Source organism: Paenibacillus sp. P4_E11, assembly GCF_056401635.1.
In genome coordinates this window covers 21,076-39,225 of record NZ_JBFUIX010000068.1, presented here as the reverse complement: position 1 = coordinate 39,225, position 18,150 = coordinate 21,076, and the positions used below count along the sequence as shown (strand labels likewise).

The following is an 18,150-nucleotide window of genomic DNA, read 5'->3' as shown; positions in this document are numbered from 1 at the left end:
CAATACGGCTGGTTATTCCGCATCCAATGAATCATAGTATCTAAAATATGTTTCGAAGATTGATTTACTTTGGGGAGCTTAGATACGGATTGAAGGATGATTTGGATGTTCTGCTCGATGTGTCGTGCATCAATGAACTCCACATAACCTGGATAGAAGCGATTAAGGGCTCTGAAGTATTCCTTCTGGGGTTCGATTAGCTTCAAATGCTTCTCAAATCCGCCCCTTTTACGAGATGAGTCATTCAATTTGCGACTYGTTAATTCGTCTTGATCTGTATAGAGAACAAAATATTGATCTGGAAAGCCGAAATTGCCATTCTTAATCTCTTTCTGGAAAAAGGAATAACATTCATTGAACGTTTGTTCATCTTCACCATAGACCCATCCATACCACATTTTGAAAGGATCCCCGTCCAAAACTACCAAATCATGTGATTGTAGTTGGTCCCGGGCAATTGTCCATCTATCCAGCTGTCGATCAAGAAACCATTGTGTAATCTCGTTCGGCTGTAATTCTGGTTGATTGAAAAGAAAATGAACCTCCTCAACCATATAAGCCCCATACTGTTCAGCAAGTGTTCGGGATGTTGTTGTTTTCCCAACGGCACTTGCTCCCTCAAGACATATAAGCGGCACAAATCTACCTCCATATTTTTTCATTTGGCTCGATTCGAGCGAATATAGCCTCCGTCTAAAGAGATCTTAGACGGAGGCTGCTTTCAATACGCAAAGGCTGAGTTATTCGTGCATAGCTATCTCGGACCAAGGATCTACACCGGGGTCCTGACCTTCAGCCAACTGCTGAATACGGGAGAGATAATGTGTCCAGCCTTGAACGTGTGACGGGACTTCTTCGGCAGGCAATCCGGAATGAGTCAACAACAGGACGGTTCCATTGTCTTTGGGCGTGAGCCGGAATTCAAGCGTACTCGATCCAGGAGGCACCAACTTCGATTTCTCCCATCCCCAGGTCATGATGATCTTCTCATTCGGAACGAGCTCGACATATTCCCCTATCGCAATATCGCTTCCATTGACATCAATGCGGAATTTACCACCGATGCTTGGTTCCAGCAGAATGTGGCGGCCCATCCATTGTACCATTTTGTCCGGGTCGGTAAAAAACGAAAACAAGGTTTGCGGTCTGCATTCGATAAATATCTCTTTCTTAATCGGATCACTGCTGCTAATTGGACTCATAGAGTCTCCTTTCTTCCTCTTCGGCTGCTTCCTTCAAGCGCAATAAGCTTTCATCCCAAAAACGGTCGACGTACTGTTTCAACTCGGCAAACCCTTCCCTCCTGATTCCATAATACCGTTTGGTTCCAGCCCTCCGGACGATGACAAGTCCAGATTGCTCAAGAACCTTGAGATGCTGCGATACGGCTGGGGCGGAAATGTCAAAATGAGACGCTATGGCGCTGGATGTAAGTTCTCCATCACGCACCAGATTCAATATGTCCCTGCGCCGAGGTTCGGTTAACGCATGAATGGCTTTTTCGATCATGAAGTTAATTTAGCACAGACTTAATTAAGTGTCAACTTAAATAATGATGGAGATTACGTCTGTTAGGTTATATTCTGGATTAGGTAGAACACTATATACGGTTGTTTTCGAAAGGAGCGCTATTGGATGGCCATGTCTCGTCCTGATGAAGAGTCAAAAGCGTTATTCGTATCTCTAATACCCGATCAAGACCCTCGCGTGAAAGTGCGTCCGATGTTTGGAAACTTAGCGGGGTTTGTGAATGGCAATATGTTCGCAGGTCTGTATGGACAACAAATCTTTGTCCGCTTGTCAGAGGAAGAACGTGCCCAACTCCTGCTAGAAGAAGGCGCTTCTGAATTTTCCCCCATGCCGGGACGGCCGATGAAGGAGTATGTGGCATTGCCTGAACAATGGCGAGCGCATCCGGATAAGTTACGGGGATGGATTGATCAATCGTTGGCGTGGGTGGGAACGATGCCGGAGAAGGTACCGGACAAGAAGTCGAGTAAGAAAAAGTAATAGTCGCTACTATCTTAACCTCTTCCCCCCAGTGGATTGCCCTTTGGGGGATTTTTTTATTGCATGAAATTTATGAATTTAATGCAAGTTAATCGAACTTATGCAACAAATGATCACAATGTATCCAACTGAAAACGCTTCAATTATACTTCATTCTGCATAAGCGTTGCTATGTATGTAGATGCCGCCTATGGATAAGAGTGCTAATGGAGGTTGTATGATGAAGAACAGTTTCGGTGGCAAAAGCATGATATTACGGTTGGAGCTGCAGACGGATCAAATTCATTTTGGTCAATTAATAACGGTCATTACGGAGAACGGTGGCGACGTGATCGCGATTGACGTCATCCAGACGGGCGCGAATTGGTCTGTCCGCGACATTACGGTTACCGCTTCCGATCAAGTCCAGACTGAATCGATTATAAGCATGATTCGCGATCTACCGGGGGTGAAGCTTATTCATGCGTCGGACCGCACATTCCTGCTTCACTTGGGGGGTAAGATCGAGATCAAGCCCAAAGTGCCGATTCAGAACCGTGACGACTTGTCTCGCGTGTATACACCGGACGTGGCGAGAGTATGCATGGCTATTCATGAGCATCCGGATAATGCCTACAAACTGACGATCAAGCGTAATACGGTCGCCGTTATTTCCGATGGCAGCGCCGTATTGGGACTCGGCAATATTGGCCCGGAAGCGGCCATGCCGGTTATGGAAGGCAAAGCGATGCTATTCAAGCAGTTTGCTGAAGTCGATGCATTCCCAATCTGCCTGAATACGCAGGATACGGAAGCAATCATAACGACCATCAAGCACATTGCTCCTGCTTTCGGTGGTATTAATCTGGAAGATATTTCTTCGCCTCGATGTTTCGAGATTGAAGACAGGCTGCGCCAAGAGCTGGATATTCCTGTGTTTCATGATGATCAGCATGGCACGGCCGTCGTACTCTATGCAGGGCTGATCAATGCGTTGAAGGTGGTCGGTAAATCGATTGATGAAGTGAAGGTAGTCGTATGCGGGATTGGCGCGGCGGGCATTGCCTGTTCGAAAATCATGCTTGCGGCGGGTGTGAAGGAAATCATTGGGGTTGATCGGGAAGGGGCAATTACGGCTGACCGTTCTTATGTCAACCCAGTGTGGAACTGGTATGCCAGTCATACGAATCCGCGACGTTTGAGCGGCTCGTTGACGGACGTCATCGAGCAGGCGGACGTCTTCATCGGACTATCTGCAGGCGGATTGCTGAAGAGGGACGATGTGATTCGGATGGCAGAACGTCCGATCGTATTCGTAATGGCGAACCCGACGCCGGAAATTCATCCCGATGAAATTGAAGACATAGCTGCGGTCATTGCAACCGGTCGTTCGGATTTCCCTAATCAGATCAATAATGTACTCTGCTTTCCTGGTATGTTCAGAGCGGCGTTGGATTGCCAGGCTTCAACTGTGAATGAGGAGATGAAGCTGGCTGCAGCGCAAGCGATCGCTTCGGTCATCTCTGACGAGGAACGGAACAAGCTCTATATTATTCCAAGCGTGTTCAATCAGGAGGTAGTGCGTCGAATTCGAGCATCGGTTATCCAGGCGGCCATTCGTACTGGAGTTGCAAGAAGAACGCCTCGTGAATTCCGCTCGTGAACAGAATGAACAATATGCGCACAATGACCTTATTGCACATTATTTCGTTAACGATCTGGATACGGCAAGAGCGTGGTATGATGTTCATGCCACACAATAAAGCGCTTTCATATATAGGGAGAACAAACTAGGGAGGGTTTCATTTGATGAAAAACATAATGGTGCATAGCTGGAAAGTCGCTGTTACTGGCATACTGGCCGCAAGTCTGGTGGCATGTGGTAGCAGTGGCGGGTCCAAGCCGGCCACCTCGGGGACAACGGCTCCAAGCAAGGAACCGGCTGCGACGCAAGCCGCTTCCAAGTATCCGGAGAAGCCGCTCAGCATCGTAGCTCCATCAGGGGCGGGCGGCGGTTGGGACTTGACGGCTAGAGCGATTTCCAAGGTGCTCGCGGACACGAAGCTTGTCGACAAACCGATCACCGTAGAGAACAAACCCGGTGGTGGTGGAACGGTATTCATGGCCGAATATTCGACCAAGGACGTCAAGGACAACTATAAGCTGTTCGTCAGCTCGCCTCCGATTCTCATCAACAACCTGAAGAAGGAAGGTAATACACCATACGGCTTCAAGGATACGACACCACTGGCTCAACTGACCAAGGATTATGGAGCGATTGCGGTGCCGGCCAATTCTAAGTACAACGACTTGAAGTCGCTGTTGAACGATTTGAAAGCGGATCCTACGAAAATAACGATTGCCGGAGGTTCCGCACCAGGGTCAATGGACCATCTGATCTCGATCCTCCCAGCGTTCAAATTCGGCGTTGACCCGAAAAAAATCAAATATGTGTCCTATGACGGCGGTGGCGAAGCGATGACATCGCTGTTAGGCGGCAACGCACAAGTGCTTGGTACCGATGCCTCATCGCTCGACCAATACTTGAAAGCAGGCAAGATCAAGGTGCTCGCGGTAGCTGCTCCACAACGGCTCGGCGGCAGTATGAAGGACGTACCGACGATGAAAGAGCAGGGCGTGGACGCTGAATTCTTGATCTGGCGCGGTATATTCGGTCCTAAGGAAATGAGCGCGGACGCCAAGAAATATTGGGAAGATACGCTGAAGAAGCTGTCTGATTCTGACGTATGGAAGAAAGAACTGCAAGCCAACAACTGGGAGATCGATTTCAAGAAATCCGACGATTTCAAGACCTACTTGGGCCAGCAGGAAACACTTATCAAGGATATGCTGACTGCGCTTGGTATGCAAAAATAATCAACTCGAAAAGGGAGAAGAGCCATTCTTCTCCCTTCATTTATCCAGATGGAGGGGATTCCATTGAATAAAACGTTCGATCGCTATGCTGGCATCGTCTTTCTCGCTGTTGGAGCGCTGTTCATGATCGAGAGCCGTAGAATCTCGACAAGCGCGTACGGCAGTAATGTCGGGCCTAACATATTTCCTTTCATTCTCGGGCTGTTCCTAGCGTTGCTCAGCATTCGCCTGATCTATGAGACATTCCGTTATAAGCAAGCTGAGTCGGATGGGGCGAAAGAGAAGCTCGACTACATGCGATTCGGCATCATCTTCAGCGCTGCTGTGCTGTATGCATTGTTTCTTGAAGATGTGGGGTATGTCATCTCTACGTTCTTGTTCTTATTCATCGGGTTCCAGACGATGCAGCGGGGGAGACTCTGGTCTACTCTGATCATTGCCGGCTTGTTCTCGTACGGCGTCTATTTCTTGTTCGTCAACATTATGGATGGCACACTGCCTGGCTTTCCGTCATGGCTTGGCTTGTCGTAAGGAGGGAGATACACAATGGGCACAATTGATTACTTGCTTCATGGCTTGGCCACTGCGGCCCAATGGCACAATATCGCATTCGTCTTCTTAGGGGTGCTGATCGGTACGGTCGTCGGCGTTCTGCCCGGGATTGGTCCGATGAGCGGGGTGGCGCTTCTTATTCCAATAACTGCTACGATGACGTCGGGGCTCGGTCCGGAAGAAGCGGCGACAAGCTCGATAATATTACTGGCCGGCGTCTATTACGGCGCCATGTATGGTGGCTCGACGACGTCGATCCTGCTTAACACCCCTGGCGAGTCCTCCTCCGTCGTAACGACGCTGGACGGCTACCAGATGGCGAAGCAGGGAAGGGCCGGGGCCGCGCTCTCCATCGCCGCCATCGGTTCTTTCGTGGCTGGCATTGTAGCGCTGCTCGGTCTGATCTTTCTTGCGGCTCCACTGTCGGCAGTTGCGATCAAATTCGGTCCCGCGGAATACTTCTCGCTCATGATTCTGGGACTGTTCGCGATCAGCGGGCTCGCTGGCAAATCTATGGTGAAATCCTTGATCATGGTGGCGAGTGGACTGTTGCTAGCGACCGTAGGGATCGACAACGTGTCCGGTGTGGCGCGATTCACGTATGAGATTCCAGAGCTGTATCAAGGATTCGAGTTCTTAACTGTAGCGGTCGGGATGTTCGCTCTGGGTGAAGTGTTCAAGACGATTCTGGAGCGGGAATCGAATAGTGGTGAGATCGCCAGGATTAGTAGAATTACGCCAACGAAGCAAGATTTGAAGGACAGCGCTGGGCCGATCGCCCGAGGGTCCGTTCTCGGTTTCTTCATTGGTCTCCTACCGGGGGCCGGCGCTATATTAGCATCGTTCTTCGCCTATATTATGGAGAAGAAGATCAGCCGCCATCCGGAAAAGTTCGGCAAGGGCGCGATTGAGGGCGTTGCAGCTCCAGAATCAGCGAACAATGCCGCTTCCGGTGGAGCGATGATCCCGCTGCTCACGCTGGGGATTCCATCATCGGGCACGACGGCGATCATGATGGGGGCGTTCATCATGTATAACGTCCAGCCGGGTCCGCTCTTGTTCCAGGACCACCCGCAGGTCGCATGGGGCGTGATCGCCAGCATGTTCGTCGGGAACCTGATGCTGCTCATCCTCAACATGCCGCTTGTTCGGTTGTTCGCCAAGGTGATTGAGACACCAACCAAATATTTAATTCCGTTGATTGTCGCTTTCTCTGTATTCGGTGTGTATGCCGTGCAGTTTTCCGTCTTTGATCTGCTGCTCATGATGGGCTGCGGAGTTGCCGGCTACTTTTTGTCCAAGAACGATTTCCCGCTTGCGCCGCTTGTGCTGGGGCTGATTCTCGGTCCGATGCTGGAGAGCAATATGCGTAGGGCACTCACGATCTCGAACGGCGATTTCATGATATTCCTGCAGAAGCCGGTTTCCTTAGCCTTCCTGATTATTGGATTCCTGTGGCTGACGATCCCTTTGTTGCTGAAATTGAGAGGGAAACGTGTGCTCGTTAATGAAGAAGGCTAATCGTTTTGTTGAACGAACCCGTCTCCGGTTATACTGGAGATGGGTTTTATTGCCGCATAATCAAGCTATGAAAGGGGAATCCGCATGCGTCTGCAAACGAAGCTGATCCTGCTCATCTGTTCACTGCTCTTGTTCGTTACGTTCGTGTTGGCCTTCTCCTTTCAGAAAATGTGGGAGACGTCGCTGAAGGAGCAGATCGGTACGACGGCGCTCAACATATCCAAGACGGTGGCTATCATTCCTGAGATTCAGAAAGCCTTCCGAGATGCCGATCCTTCTAAGACGATTAATCCCATTGTAGAAAATATACGCGAACAGACCGGAGCGGAGTTCATCGTAGTAGGTAACCGAAGCGGTATTCGCTATTCCCATCCGAATCCGGATCGAATTGGGCAAGATATGGTCGGAGGGGATAACGGGCCCGTATTCGCAGGGAACTCGATCATCTCGGAGGCTGTTGGTACGCTAGGCCTGTCCCTCAGGGGCAAGACACCGATCTATGACGATAACGGACAAGTCATCGGCGTCGTATCCGTTGGATTTCTGATTGAAGATATTAATGCAACGGCGGTTCGGTACCGGAACTCGATCCTACTTCTTGCAACGCTGACGATGTTGGCCGGCGCGGCGGCAGCCGCTCTGATCGCCCGTGGTGTCAAGAAATCCATACATGGCCTGGAGCCTCAAGAAATCGGACATTTGTACCAGGAGAACAAGGCGATCCTCGAATCGGTCCGGGAAGGGATCCTTGCTGTTAACCAATACGGCCGTGTTACAGTTGTCAACGTGACGGCATTGCATCTGCTTGGAATTCCGAGCGATGTCAATCTGATAGGGCGCGACATTCTGGACGTGCTGCCATCTTCCCGGCTTATGGAAGTGATCCGAACGGGCAAGGCCGAATTCGACAAGGAAATGTTCATTAATGAGAATTCTATTCTCGTGAATCGGCTGCCGGTTACAGACGCACAGGGTCAAGTAATCGGGGCGGTATCGAGCTTCCGCAGCAAGGATGAGTTGTACCAACTGGGCGAGGAGTTGTCTCAGGTGAAGCAGTACGCTGAAGGCCTCCGAGCGCAAACGCACGAATTTTCCAATAAGCTATATACGATTTCCGGCTTGATCCAGTTAGAATCGTTTCAGGAAGCGCTTCACCTGATCGCTCATGAGACGGATGTTCATCAAGATTTGATCCGCTTCATTATGCAAGAAATTCCCGATCCGATGATCGGGGGCGTGCTGATAGGGAAGTTCAACCGGGCTAATGAGCTGAAGGTTGTGTTCGAGGTGGATCGAGAGAGCTCGTTCCGAGACGTTCCGAATTCGATTCCGCGTGGATCACTCGTTACGGTGATCGGCAATCTGATTGATAATGCGTTGGACGCTGTGCTTACCTGCGAATCGAATCCCAAGCGGGTGTCCATCCTACTAACGGATCTGGGAGAAGACTTGATTATTGAAGTCGAGGATACTGGCTGTGGCATTCCGGATGAACTGACGGGACGCATCTTCGAATCCGGCTTTTCCACGAAAGACGGGAACCGGGGTTATGGCTTGCCACTTGTCAAACAGGCGGTGGAGCAGATGCAGGGGAATATCACATTTGCCAAAGGGGAGCGCGAAGGTACAGTGTTCACGGTAGCGTTGCCCAAGGAGAGGAGAGACTCGCATGCTGCAGGTTCTTATTATTGAAGACGATATTCGTATCGCACAGATCAATCGACGGTTCGTAGAGAAGGTGCCCGGGTATCGCGTCATCGGCATTGCTACGGACGAATCGCAGGCGATGGAGCAACTGGACATTTTTTTACCGGATCTCATCTTATTGGACTTGTATTTTCCAGATATGAACGGTCTGCAGCTGCTGAAGACGATTCGTGAACGCTACCCTCAGTCCGATGTCATCATCATTACGGCAGCTAAGGAACTGGAAACCGTACGAGAGGCGATGCGGGGCGGTGTGTTCGATTTCATCATCAAACCGGTCGTCTTCGAGCGATTCCAGGAAAAGCTGAACCAATACAGTCGATTCCGTAATAAGCTGAAAACACTGGAGGGGACGAGTCGACAAGTCGAGCAGAAGGAAATCGACGAACTGCTGCGCAGCAACGGGTCCGGGATGTCGAAGGACACATACTTGCCGAAAGGTATCGATAAGCTAACGCTGGAGAAAATGTCGGTCCTCATCGGGGACAACAGTGGAGGTCTTACCGCAGAAGAAGTTGGCAGACGCATGGGCGTAAGCCGCTCCACCGCGCGTCGGTATCTTGAATACTTCGTGTCCCAAGGGGAGATGGCGGCCGACCTTTCGTATGGCACCGTCGGTCGGCCGGAACGTGTGTATAAGAGTAATAAAGCATGAGATTATGCTGGCGCCGGGAAGTCTATAGCCGGCATATCTCAGCKGGACAGGCGGGGAATGTAGGGCATTGACACACTTCCCGCAGCTGGCTGATGTCATGAATGATGATGCTGCCGTCTTCGAAAGAGAGGACGTTCCTGTCTTTCCACGCGCTCAGTTGACGATTGACGTTCTCTCGGGTGGAGCCGATGAACTGGGCGAGGTCGGAGTGGGTTAGCTTGGCTGTCAGGCGCACGCCTCCCTCGCAAGGTTGCCCGAACGTATTGCTCATGCGGATGAGCAGCGAAGCCAGTGCCCCAGGCTTGCCGAACAATAGCAGGTCGCGAAATTTCGATTGCGTAGTTCGCTGCATCCGGCCCATCCACTGCATATAATCTACTGCGAATGCCCCGTCCCGGTATACTAACGCCTCGACCTCCTGAATGGCAATTATCGTGCAGACGGTGTCAGTTACGGCCTCCGCATCGAACGTGAATGTAACCCCGGATTCAGCGAACAAATCCCCATCATGTAGCAAATATAATATAAACGGCTTCCCGTCTTCCGTTGTCTTGGACACCTTGACTTGGCCTCGATGAATGCCGAACAACTTCCCCCCGGCGTCGCCTTCCCGGAATAGAACATCTCCTGCACGAAATGTACGCGGCTCCGACAAACCCATCAACAGTTCCGAATGTTTGGGAGACAAGCCTTGAAAACTATGCTCCTTGCCAACGGGAATTGCCAGTTGAAATCGTTGCTTCGTCAAATCCTTAATGTTAAACCGCTCCCTTATGAACTTGAAAATCATTCTGATTACCTTCCACATCATATTATCACAATTGCAGCAGGGGATAGAAGTTAATCAACAAGTATAGGTAATAAAGCCAGCATTCAAGATTAGAATTATTATAAATAAGTATTGACTATAAATAAAATTAGATTATAATAATTATTAACTAGAAATTAATATTTACAAATAAATGATTCGGAAGGGAGCAACGCCATGTACGATGTTATCATCAACGGCGGAGGACCTGCGGGTTCATCAGCCGCAGTTTATACGGCAAGAGGGGGACTGAAGACGCTTGTGATCGATAAGGCCCCGAACGCAGGAGCCTTAGCACTGACTCATAAGATAGCCAACTATCCAGGTGTCGAAGGAGAATGGACGGGCAAAGAGCTGCTAGATCGATTCCGCCGCCAAGCCCAATCGTTCGGAGCGGAATACTTGCAGACCACGTTAACGGCGGTCGATGTGGAAGAGGACGTCAAGTCGGTGTTCACCGCCGACGGCATCTTCGAAGCGAAGGCCATCGTCATTGCCACCGGCTCCAAAGGCCGCAACCGGATGTTGCCAGGTGAGGAGAAGCTGCTTGGCAGGGGCGTGAGCACCTGTGCTACATGTGACGGGGCTTTCTTCACCGGTAAGAAAGTAGCTGTTATTGGCGACTCTGAGGAGGCAGTCGACGAAGTGTTGTCGCTCGCCAAGTATGGAATGGAGATCGACTTCTATATTCCACGAGCTGAGCTGCAGGGAGATGCACATATGCCGGAGGTGCCGAATACTCGAGTCCACTACCGCACCCGCCCACTCGAAATCGTTGGTGAGAAGCACGTGGAGGGAGTCCGCATTCGCCGTCCATCCGGTGAGGAGGAAGTCGTAGGTGCTGACGGCGTGTTCGTCTTCTTGTCCGGCAGCAAACCCGGTACGGATTTCCTGCAGGGACAAGTGCCCCTGGACGATGAAGGCTTCATGGTGTTGGATTCGCTGATGCAGTCACCTACACCTGGCGTATTCGGAGCTGGAGAGGTACGGCGCACACCAGTGAAGCAGGCCGTCGTGGCGGCTGCAGACGGAGCGATCGCCGCGATGGCGGTTGACAAATACATCAATAAGCGGACGCAAGTGCTTCCGCAATACAAATAAGGGAGAGATGAGTCCATGTCACAACCAGCTAACGCAATTGTATATTCCAGCACGAATTGCCATTATTGCGCTCAATTGAAAGAGTATTTGCACAATCAGGGCGTTGCCTATGAAGAACGCAACATCGATACGAATCCCGAACATGCGAAGCAGCTGTCCGATCTGGGAATGATGTCCGTGCCCGTCACGGTGATCGGCGAGATGACGATTCTTGGCTTGAACCCGAGCCGGATTAAGAAGGCATTAGCTGCCGTAGCTTCGTAAGTGAGACTAGACTGTCGATTCATTCCTTGTTGAAGCAGAAACGGCCGTTCCAAGTGAAAAAGGACCCCGGGTCCACAATGAATCGACAGTCTCAACGGCCTTTCTCGAACGACTCAACTAAACAGATCTAACCAGGAGGAACTACTAATGACACAACCAACACAACAACTTGCTGCACCGAACTTTTTCCCGGCACCGAAGATGGGCCAGCCAGCCCCTGCCTTCTCCCTATTGTCCACGAAGAACCTGGATACATTGAATGAAAAAGTAAGTTTGGAAGACTATAAAGGAAAGTGGCTGCTGTTCTTCTTCTGGCCGTTCGACTTCACATTCGTATGTCCAACCGAGATTATCGCATTCAGCGACCGGTATGACGAATTCCTCGATCTGGACTGCGAGATCGTCGGTGCATCGGTCGACAGTGTGCATACGCATCGCGCGTGGATGAACACGTCCCGCGACTCGAATGGGATCGGTCCGATTCGTTACCCGATCGGTGGCGACGTGACCAAACAAGCGGCCCGCGCGTACGGCGTTCTGGATGAAGAAGCCGGTTCGGCACATCGTGGCTTGTTTATCATCGACCCTGAAGGTATTTTGCGCTACCAGGTCGTGACGGACATGAATGTAGGACGCAGTGTAGATGAGACGCTCCGCGTGCTTCAAGCCCTGCAAGCCGGCGGCCTCTGTCCGGCCAACTGGAAGCCTGGCCAAGCTACTCTGTAATAGAGACCGTCATTCCTTCTTGAAGCTGAAACGGCTGTTCCAAGTGAAAAAGGACCCCTTAGCTCAAACATCTTGTTTGAACCTCCCTTGAATGTAGTAGGAAAAAAGGGGGGGAGGTTCAAGCCAAAACTCGCCAGGGTCCTCTTTTTCACTTTCCACTGCTGGGTCCACAATGAATCGACAGTCTCTCAACCCAACCTAACCTAACCCTTCCATATGGAAACCCGGTTCAGCCTTTATGGCAGAACCGGGTTTCGTGTTTCAAAAAGCTTTTCCAAACCATTCCATCGTTTCAGCAATGGTTGTTTCCAGCGATGTAGCCTGTTGATTAAAGCGCTTGGAAAATTTGCTGCTGTCCACAATGAAATCATTCTCGAATTGATAAAACATTTCAATACTTTCCTTTGCCTCCGGGATAAACAATCCACCAATTCGGAGCATTCCTCTTCCCATGGATTTTATTGCAGTTGGAAACCCGGCAATCCGAAAGGCAATATCTGCAAATTGCCTTGTTGTAATGGCGTCTGCGTTAGGGACATGCCACGCTTGACCGAAAGCATCATCATGGTCTCCTAACGTGACCAGCGCCTTACCGAAATCACCGATAAACGTGTAAGTATGTTTTTTATCAGGATTACCGAGGATGGAACAAGCTTTCCCAACCAAGATGGGCTTGAAGAATCGTTCTCCGGCTACTGAGCCAAGAACATGCGGACCGAAGAAATCGGATCCCCTCCCGATCGTTACTTGTAATAATCCGTCCTTATGCAGGTTCAGCAGCTTATCAGACATCGCCGCACGTAACTTTCCTTTTTTGGTTGTAGCGGTATATGGCAAATTTTCATGCATATTTACTTTCACAAAGCCATACATGTACAGATTCTCGGCGACAATCAATTTGGTGTGACTAGCAATGGCTCCGGCCACAATATTGTCTTGCATTCGCATAAATAACTCCGACCACTTCTGATAGGGTGGCTGCGCACACTGATACACCTTATGCGCTCCCTTGATTGATCTGGATGCTTGTTCTGCATCCAGAAGATCAACCTTTTCCAGTTGTATGCCTCTGGGCAAATTGGCGGTGCCGGTATAGCTGACCATTTTCACCTGTTCTCCCCGTTGTAGTAGCTCTCGCATAACCGACATCCCTAATGGACCCGTACCCATAATAACATTCACCAGCTATCTTCCCCTTCCAAATGATTACCACTGACAACAAAATAAACCCTATAGTCGCTATAGGGTCAATCTTTTTTTAACGATTCAGAATGATTAACTTCGCTGATTGTTCATCGTCTCGGCAAACGCACGGCGTCAAAGGACGCCGTTAGGCGTTTATCCTTACAGAATCAGAAAGTATAAACTTCGAGAGGTTGCATCCTGATTCGGCATAAAAAGTTACCGCTAAAGACGAACCCGCTTCACCGAGTTGCTCCGATAGGAGCTTTTTTTACTGGGATTTGAAGTTCAACCATGTATTCTTGAGGATCCATCATTTGCGACATGTCCACGATATACTGTTCCATGGCAGGGCCGCATTCCGAATATTTATTTTTAGTCATCCAATCCAGCAGCTTCTGATAGATCCGTTTACATGAATCTTCGTTTGGAATTCCAGTGTAGAGCGCTGTAACATATTCACCAGCTGTAATATGGCGGGTAAAGGGTAGATTCAAAGTATCTCCCTTGATGGGAATGCAAAACTCAAGATCAGAGTCATCACGATTAAACGTCATAAGGTTTTCATGATAGATAGTAAGAATATATCCATCCTGGACAAGCCGATGTTCCTCTATCCTTCGGAACAATTCCGTAAACCGTAAGACAGAAGGCTCTAGTCCACACGCCGATTGTCGTCGATCATAAATGACTGTCCGCTCGGGGAACATCTTAAGCTCCACTAGAATATCTGAATTTCCCAAACCACTGCTAATCTCCTTGAGTTCGATCATTTGTTCGATCCTCTGATTAACAGAGGAAGCGATCTTCTCTAGTCCTTGGATCTCCAGCAGCACTTCCGTCTGCTTGTCTTTCATCAAGCTGATGAGCTCTGCCAAGTCCTTGTTTTTAAGCGAATGTCCAATCTCCTCTAATGTAAAATGGAGAGTCTTCATATCTTGAATGATTTTTATGTGAAGAAGATTTAGGTTAGAGTAATAACGGTAGCCTGTGGCCCTATCGACTTCTGTAGGTTTTACCAGACCCAGTTTATCGTAATAGCGCAAGGTCTGAATAGAAAGACCGCACAGTTTAGCTGTTTGGCCAATGGAATAATATTGATCACTCCGCATGTTTTACATGACCACCTTTTCTAATACTAAGGAAATCATAGCATACAAACAACTAACACGAATCAACGAATGAAAGGATCTCTTTATTAATAATACGGCTCCCCTGCTACAAATATCGCCTGCCCGTCGTCTTACATACAGAAAGGAGCGGAAGCGATGAGCGAAATGATTCCGGATAAGTTCAAGACGCTGTTCGTGGAGCACTATCCATCCGTTCTTCGGAAAATCTCGGCGTTAGTTGCGGATCGTGCGATCGCCGATGACTTGGCACAAGAAGTGTTCCTGCGGTTGTACCGGACACCTCCAGACGACCTGGATAAAGTCAGGGCCTGGCTGCATCGGGTGCTCACCCATATCACATATGACTACCTGCGTAAGTCGGGGCGCCAAGATCAGTTGCAGGAGAAAGAACGTCAACGGTTCGCTACGGAAGAACAGTCCTTGCCCTCCAACGAACAGATTGTCATCCAGAATTGGGAGCGAGACGTTGTGAAGAAGGTGTTGTCCAAGCTTTCGGAACGCGACAGGGAGGCTCTGATTATGAAGGAGAACGGCTATAGCTACGCCGAGATCGCAGAGAGGCTGCAAGTCAATCCGAAGATTGTAGGTTCTCTATTAGTAAGGGCAATTGCGCGATTCAAGAAAAATGTTCCGGAGGAGGCGGTAGACGAATGAAGAAGCAAAACGATCAATCGCTGGAGCGCATCGATACGAATCATGCCTGGGAGGCATTCAAGCGGAAAGTAAGCAACGAATCTGTTCCAGAGTTCTGGACACGTGCGGAACCAGACAGTGCCAATACGAAGCTTGCTCCTGACAGAGTGGGCAGCATGCAATCCGATTCCGATCCTGACTCTGCGGAACAAACGGGGCTACACGCCTCACAGCAACACCATCTTAGAACAGCTCACAGCGCGGAAGAAACTAGCCTAAACCGACGCAGAAGAAACAAAATGCTAAGAAAATGGATCGCAGGAGTAGCGGCTGCCACAATTGTGGGAACGATCCTGTTCACACCGGTCGGTTCCAACGCCCTCGCCTCACTGCTGAACACGTTCCGTCTGCAGCATCTGGACACCGTTCCGATCACGATGGGCGACTTGGAGCGTTTGAATCAATCGCTTACGGAAGGCAGCGTGGACATGACCAACTTCGATCTAAGCCAATACGGTCAAGTGTCTCAGCAGGGTGGCGGATCGATTCGAACCGTAACAGTCGCTGAAGCGACTCAATTAGCCGGCTATCCATTGAAGATGCTGCCGGGTCAATCTGCGGGGACAACGCTTGTCGAAATCCAACCTCAACTGAAACTAATATTTGAATTGCACACGACACCGATTAACAAGCTATTGTCCCAATTGGGCGGCAAGTCCAAGCTTCCTGCTTCTGTAGACAGCAGGCCGATCGCGATTGACATACCGACGATGATCCGTGTCTCCTCGGGCAATGTCAAGGAAGGCAGCGGGTCGGGCAAGAGCTTGTTCCAACTGCAAGCACCGTCACTTACAGTACCGGACGGTGTAGATGTAGACCAAGTGCGCAAGGCGATTCTCGAGCTTCCGTTGCTCCCGGAAGACCTGCGATCCAAGCTGGAGGGCATTCAGGATTGGCGCCATACGCTGCCGCTCCCATCACTCGAAGGCAATGGCAGCTCCGTGCAGACTTCTGTCTCCGGACGTGAAGCGGTGCTCAGTCTGACGAGGAATTCTCGCACATTGGTCTGGCTGGACAACGGTCACGTATTCCGGTTGTCGGGCTCAACCATAGACTACCCGGACGACAATGCGATCTTGGCCGACGCCAAGGAGATTATTAAGCAATGATGATTGAAACGAAACAATTAACCAAGCACTACGATACGCAGATCGGCTGCAGCAACATTACGCTCAGCGTCAAGCCGGGACATATCTTCGGATTGCTCGGTCCGAACGGCGCAGGGAAGAGCACGTTCGTCAAGATGCTCGTCGGGTTGCTGCGACCGACGACGGGGGAAGGCTCGATTAGCGGATTCCCCCTCGGAACGGTCGACGCACGGCGAAATATCGGCTACTTGCCGGAGCTATTCCGTTACCAGGATTGGTTAACCGCTCGGGAAGTTCTACAATTCCATGCCCGTCTGAGCGGAGTGAGCGCCTCGGAAGCGAAGGCAGCGAAGCTGGCTGCGCGCATCCGGGAAGTGCTGCATGAGGTTGGCTTGGGCGGGAGAGCAGACGATCGGGTGAAGCAGTTCTCCAAGGGGATGCAACAGCGTCTCGGCTTGGCGAACGCGCTTCTGATGGATCCGGCCTTGATCTTGCTGGACGAACCTTCTTCTGCGCTAGATCCGATCGGGCGCTATGAGGTGCGAACGATTCTGGAGAAGCTGCGCCAGCAGGGCAAGACGGTATTTCTCAACACGCATCTGCTTGAGGATGTGGAGACGCTTTGCGATGAGGTAGCGTTTCTCTATCACGGCGAATTGAAGGCAGTGGGGCCTTTGAATAGCATCTTGGGCAGCAGTGGGAACTGGGAGTTAAGTGTAGGCGGCTGGGACGATGCCATGCTGAAGATGATCAGCGGTCAAGCTCCATTCCCACAATTCAGTATGCGGGTTAAACGGACATCGGAAGACGGCAGCGTCATTCTGGAGGCGAGAGCCGAGAACAAGGAACAGATAGGCTGGTTAAACGGCATGCTTGTTGAAGCGGGGGCAACATTATACGAAGTACGTCCGATCAACAGTAAGCTGGAGGATTGGTTTCTGACGATGGTGGACCGTAAGAGGGGGGACGAAGCATGACGGCCTATATCATTCTGACGGGTAAAGAATTGGCTCGCAAACGGGTATTGCTCGTGTCGCTCCTGCTTTCTTTATTGTTCATCGGGTTTTATAGTTATGGATTGAGCAAGATTGTCCAGGGACCGCAGCATACGACCGCAGGTCTCGTGGATAATTATATCAACGGTGTTGTGCTCCTGACAGTCGGGCTGTATTTCGCACAGATGGTATCCGCCTTCTTCGTCTTCTTCTCGTCGATGGGAGCTATATCCGGCGAGATCGACAGTGGACAGCTATTCGCGGTGTTATCGAGACCGATTGCCAGGTGGAAAGTGTATCTGGGCAAGTGGATGGGATTCGCCGTCTGGAACATGCTGTACAGCGCGGTGATGTTCGGGTCCATCGTACTGGCAGTCCATTACATTCTGGACTTCCCGATCAATGCAGTGCCCATGTTGAAGGCGTTCCTCTTATTCGAGTGGATTCCGCTCTTACTTACCGCTGTCTCGATGATCGGCTCCAGTTATTTGCCCATGCTTGGGAACGGGGTATTATGCGCGGTGTTGTACAGTCTTAGCTTGTTCGCAGGACTTCTGGAAGGGGTGATGAACCCAGGGGCTGCGAATCAAGGCATTGAGAACTTCGGAATCCTCACTAGCCTTCTGATGCCTTCGGATTCTGTGTTTCGGCGGATGGTGTACGAGCTGTTCGGCAGTGTGGAGCTGCCATTTGCGAGCGACTTCGACTCGGCGCTGGGGCCATTCTCCTCGACAGTATTGCCAAGCGATACATTTCTGATCTATACCGTTTTCTTCTTAGTCGGCTTGCTGATCTGGGGATGCATTCATTTTACACGAAGAGATATTTCATGATAGGGGAGAAAGGAAGGAACGGAACG

General features: G+C 50.3%; 20 protein-coding genes. 14 read left to right on the top strand and 6 right to left on the bottom strand.

The genetic code is table 11. From position 1 onward, the window contains the following. The 3 genes from AC1DWB_RS22780 to AC1DWB_RS22770 all read right to left on the bottom strand — a co-directional run. Nucleotides 1-638: AAA family ATPase (locus AC1DWB_RS22780; RefSeq protein ID WP_477543383.1), on the bottom strand; the 638-nt coding region annotated here is incomplete at its 3' end. Nucleotides 639-740: 102 nt separating this feature from the next. Continuing rightward, complete coding sequence (locus AC1DWB_RS22775) at nt 741-1,202, bottom strand: SRPBCC family protein (RefSeq protein ID WP_477543382.1); 462 nt, start codon at nt 1,200-1,202, stop codon at nt 741-743. Beyond that, nucleotides 1,189-1,509 (bottom strand): ArsR/SmtB family transcription factor, encoded by a 321-nt coding sequence (locus AC1DWB_RS22770; protein WP_477543381.1) that lies wholly within the window; start codon nt 1,507-1,509, stop codon nt 1,189-1,191. The genes AC1DWB_RS22775 and AC1DWB_RS22770 overlap by 14 nt, the downstream gene beginning before the upstream one ends. A gap of 126 nt (nt 1,510-1,635) precedes the next feature. Here AC1DWB_RS22770 and AC1DWB_RS22765 point away from each other — a divergent pair, with 126 nt between their 5' ends. The 7 genes from AC1DWB_RS22765 to AC1DWB_RS22735 all read left to right on the top strand — a co-directional run bounded on the left by AC1DWB_RS22765 (nt 1,636) and on the right by AC1DWB_RS22735 (nt 9,301). Further along, on the top strand, nt 1,636-2,010 hold the full coding sequence (locus AC1DWB_RS22765; protein ID WP_477543380.1) for a TfoX/Sxy family protein: 375 nt from the start codon (nt 1,636-1,638) through the stop codon (nt 2,008-2,010). Nucleotides 2,011-2,230: 220 nt separating this feature from the next. Further along, a complete protein-coding gene (locus tag AC1DWB_RS22760; RefSeq protein ID WP_477543385.1) occupies nt 2,231-3,652 on the top strand; it encodes an NAD-dependent malic enzyme in 1,422 nt (473 codons plus the stop codon). A gap of 146 nt (nt 3,653-3,798) precedes the next feature. Beyond that, nucleotides 3,799-4,866 carry a Bug family tripartite tricarboxylate transporter substrate binding protein gene (locus tag AC1DWB_RS22755; RefSeq protein ID WP_477543379.1) on the top strand — a complete coding sequence of 356 codons (1,068 nt, stop codon included), beginning with the start codon at nt 3,799-3,801 and terminating at the stop codon, nt 4,864-4,866. A 63-nt stretch (nt 4,867-4,929) separates the two neighbouring features. Beyond that, entirely contained in the window at nt 4,930-5,397 is a 468-nt protein-coding gene (locus AC1DWB_RS22750; RefSeq protein ID WP_477543378.1) for a tripartite tricarboxylate transporter TctB family protein, read from the top strand. Between the two features lie 15 nt (nt 5,398-5,412). Continuing rightward, a complete protein-coding gene (locus tag AC1DWB_RS22745) occupies nt 5,413-6,939 on the top strand; it encodes a tripartite tricarboxylate transporter permease (protein ID WP_477543377.1) in 1,527 nt (508 codons plus the stop codon). Between the two features lie 84 nt (nt 6,940-7,023). Beyond that, on the top strand, nt 7,024-8,631 hold the full coding sequence (locus AC1DWB_RS22740; protein ID WP_477543376.1) for an ATP-binding protein: 1,608 nt from the start codon (nt 7,024-7,026) through the stop codon (nt 8,629-8,631). Continuing rightward, nucleotides 8,609-9,301, top strand: a complete 693-nt coding sequence (locus tag AC1DWB_RS22735; protein WP_477543375.1) for a response regulator — start codon at nt 8,609-8,611, stop codon at nt 9,299-9,301. Before AC1DWB_RS22740 ends, AC1DWB_RS22735 begins: the two co-directional genes overlap by 23 nt. Nucleotides 9,302-9,323: 22 nt before the next feature. Here AC1DWB_RS22735 and AC1DWB_RS22730 read toward each other — a convergent pair whose 3' ends face one another. Further along, nucleotides 9,324-10,091 (bottom strand): Crp/Fnr family transcriptional regulator, encoded by a 768-nt coding sequence (locus AC1DWB_RS22730; protein ID WP_477543374.1) that lies wholly within the window; start codon nt 10,089-10,091, stop codon nt 9,324-9,326. A 195-nt stretch (nt 10,092-10,286) separates the two neighbouring features. Between AC1DWB_RS22730 and AC1DWB_RS22725 the strand changes: the two genes are divergently transcribed. The 3 genes from AC1DWB_RS22725 to AC1DWB_RS22715 all read left to right on the top strand — a co-directional run bounded on the left by AC1DWB_RS22725 (nt 10,287) and on the right by AC1DWB_RS22715 (nt 12,200). Continuing rightward, the gene (locus AC1DWB_RS22725; protein WP_477543373.1) at nt 10,287-11,210 is read left to right on the top strand and encodes an NAD(P)/FAD-dependent oxidoreductase; all 924 of its coding nucleotides are present in this window, start codon (nt 10,287-10,289) and stop codon (nt 11,208-11,210) included. Between the two features lie 15 nt (nt 11,211-11,225). Beyond that, nucleotides 11,226-11,474, top strand: coding sequence for a glutaredoxin family protein (locus AC1DWB_RS22720; RefSeq protein WP_477543372.1), 249 nt, complete (start codon nt 11,226-11,228; stop codon nt 11,472-11,474). Nucleotides 11,475-11,621: 147 nt separating this feature from the next. Then, nucleotides 11,622-12,200: a peroxiredoxin gene (locus tag AC1DWB_RS22715; protein ID WP_477543371.1), complete on the top strand. Its 579-nt coding sequence runs from the start codon at nt 11,622-11,624 to the stop codon at nt 12,198-12,200. Between the two features lie 261 nt (nt 12,201-12,461). Here the strand turns inward: AC1DWB_RS22715 and AC1DWB_RS22710 are convergent, their stop codons facing one another. Together AC1DWB_RS22710 and AC1DWB_RS22705 are read right to left on the bottom strand one after the other, a co-directional pair. Continuing rightward, the gene (locus AC1DWB_RS22710) at nt 12,462-13,382 is read right to left on the bottom strand and encodes an NAD-dependent epimerase/dehydratase family protein (protein ID WP_477543370.1); all 921 of its coding nucleotides are present in this window, start codon (nt 13,380-13,382) and stop codon (nt 12,462-12,464) included. A gap of 242 nt (nt 13,383-13,624) precedes the next feature. Next, nucleotides 13,625-14,494, bottom strand: a complete 870-nt coding sequence (locus tag AC1DWB_RS22705) for a MerR family transcriptional regulator (RefSeq protein ID WP_477543369.1) — start codon at nt 14,492-14,494, stop codon at nt 13,625-13,627. 156 nt (nt 14,495-14,650) lie between these two features. Between AC1DWB_RS22705 and AC1DWB_RS22700 the strand changes: the two genes are divergently transcribed. From AC1DWB_RS22700 to AC1DWB_RS22685, 4 genes are read left to right on the top strand one after another with little or no spacing between them, the layout of a single operon-like run. Further along, nucleotides 14,651-15,169, top strand: coding sequence for a sigma-70 family RNA polymerase sigma factor (locus tag AC1DWB_RS22700; protein ID WP_477543368.1), 519 nt, complete (start codon nt 14,651-14,653; stop codon nt 15,167-15,169). Continuing rightward, the gene (locus AC1DWB_RS22695; RefSeq protein ID WP_477543367.1) at nt 15,166-16,317 is read left to right on the top strand and encodes a hypothetical protein; all 1,152 of its coding nucleotides are present in this window, start codon (nt 15,166-15,168) and stop codon (nt 16,315-16,317) included. Before AC1DWB_RS22700 ends, AC1DWB_RS22695 begins: the two co-directional genes overlap by 4 nt. Next, a complete protein-coding gene (locus AC1DWB_RS22690; protein ID WP_477543366.1) occupies nt 16,314-17,273 on the top strand; it encodes an ABC transporter ATP-binding protein in 960 nt (319 codons plus the stop codon). The genes AC1DWB_RS22695 and AC1DWB_RS22690 overlap by 4 nt, the downstream gene beginning before the upstream one ends. Continuing rightward, entirely contained in the window at nt 17,270-18,124 is an 855-nt protein-coding gene (locus tag AC1DWB_RS22685) for a hypothetical protein (protein ID WP_477543365.1), read from the top strand. Before AC1DWB_RS22690 ends, AC1DWB_RS22685 begins: the two co-directional genes overlap by 4 nt. Nucleotides 18,125-18,150 lie beyond the last annotated feature (26 nt).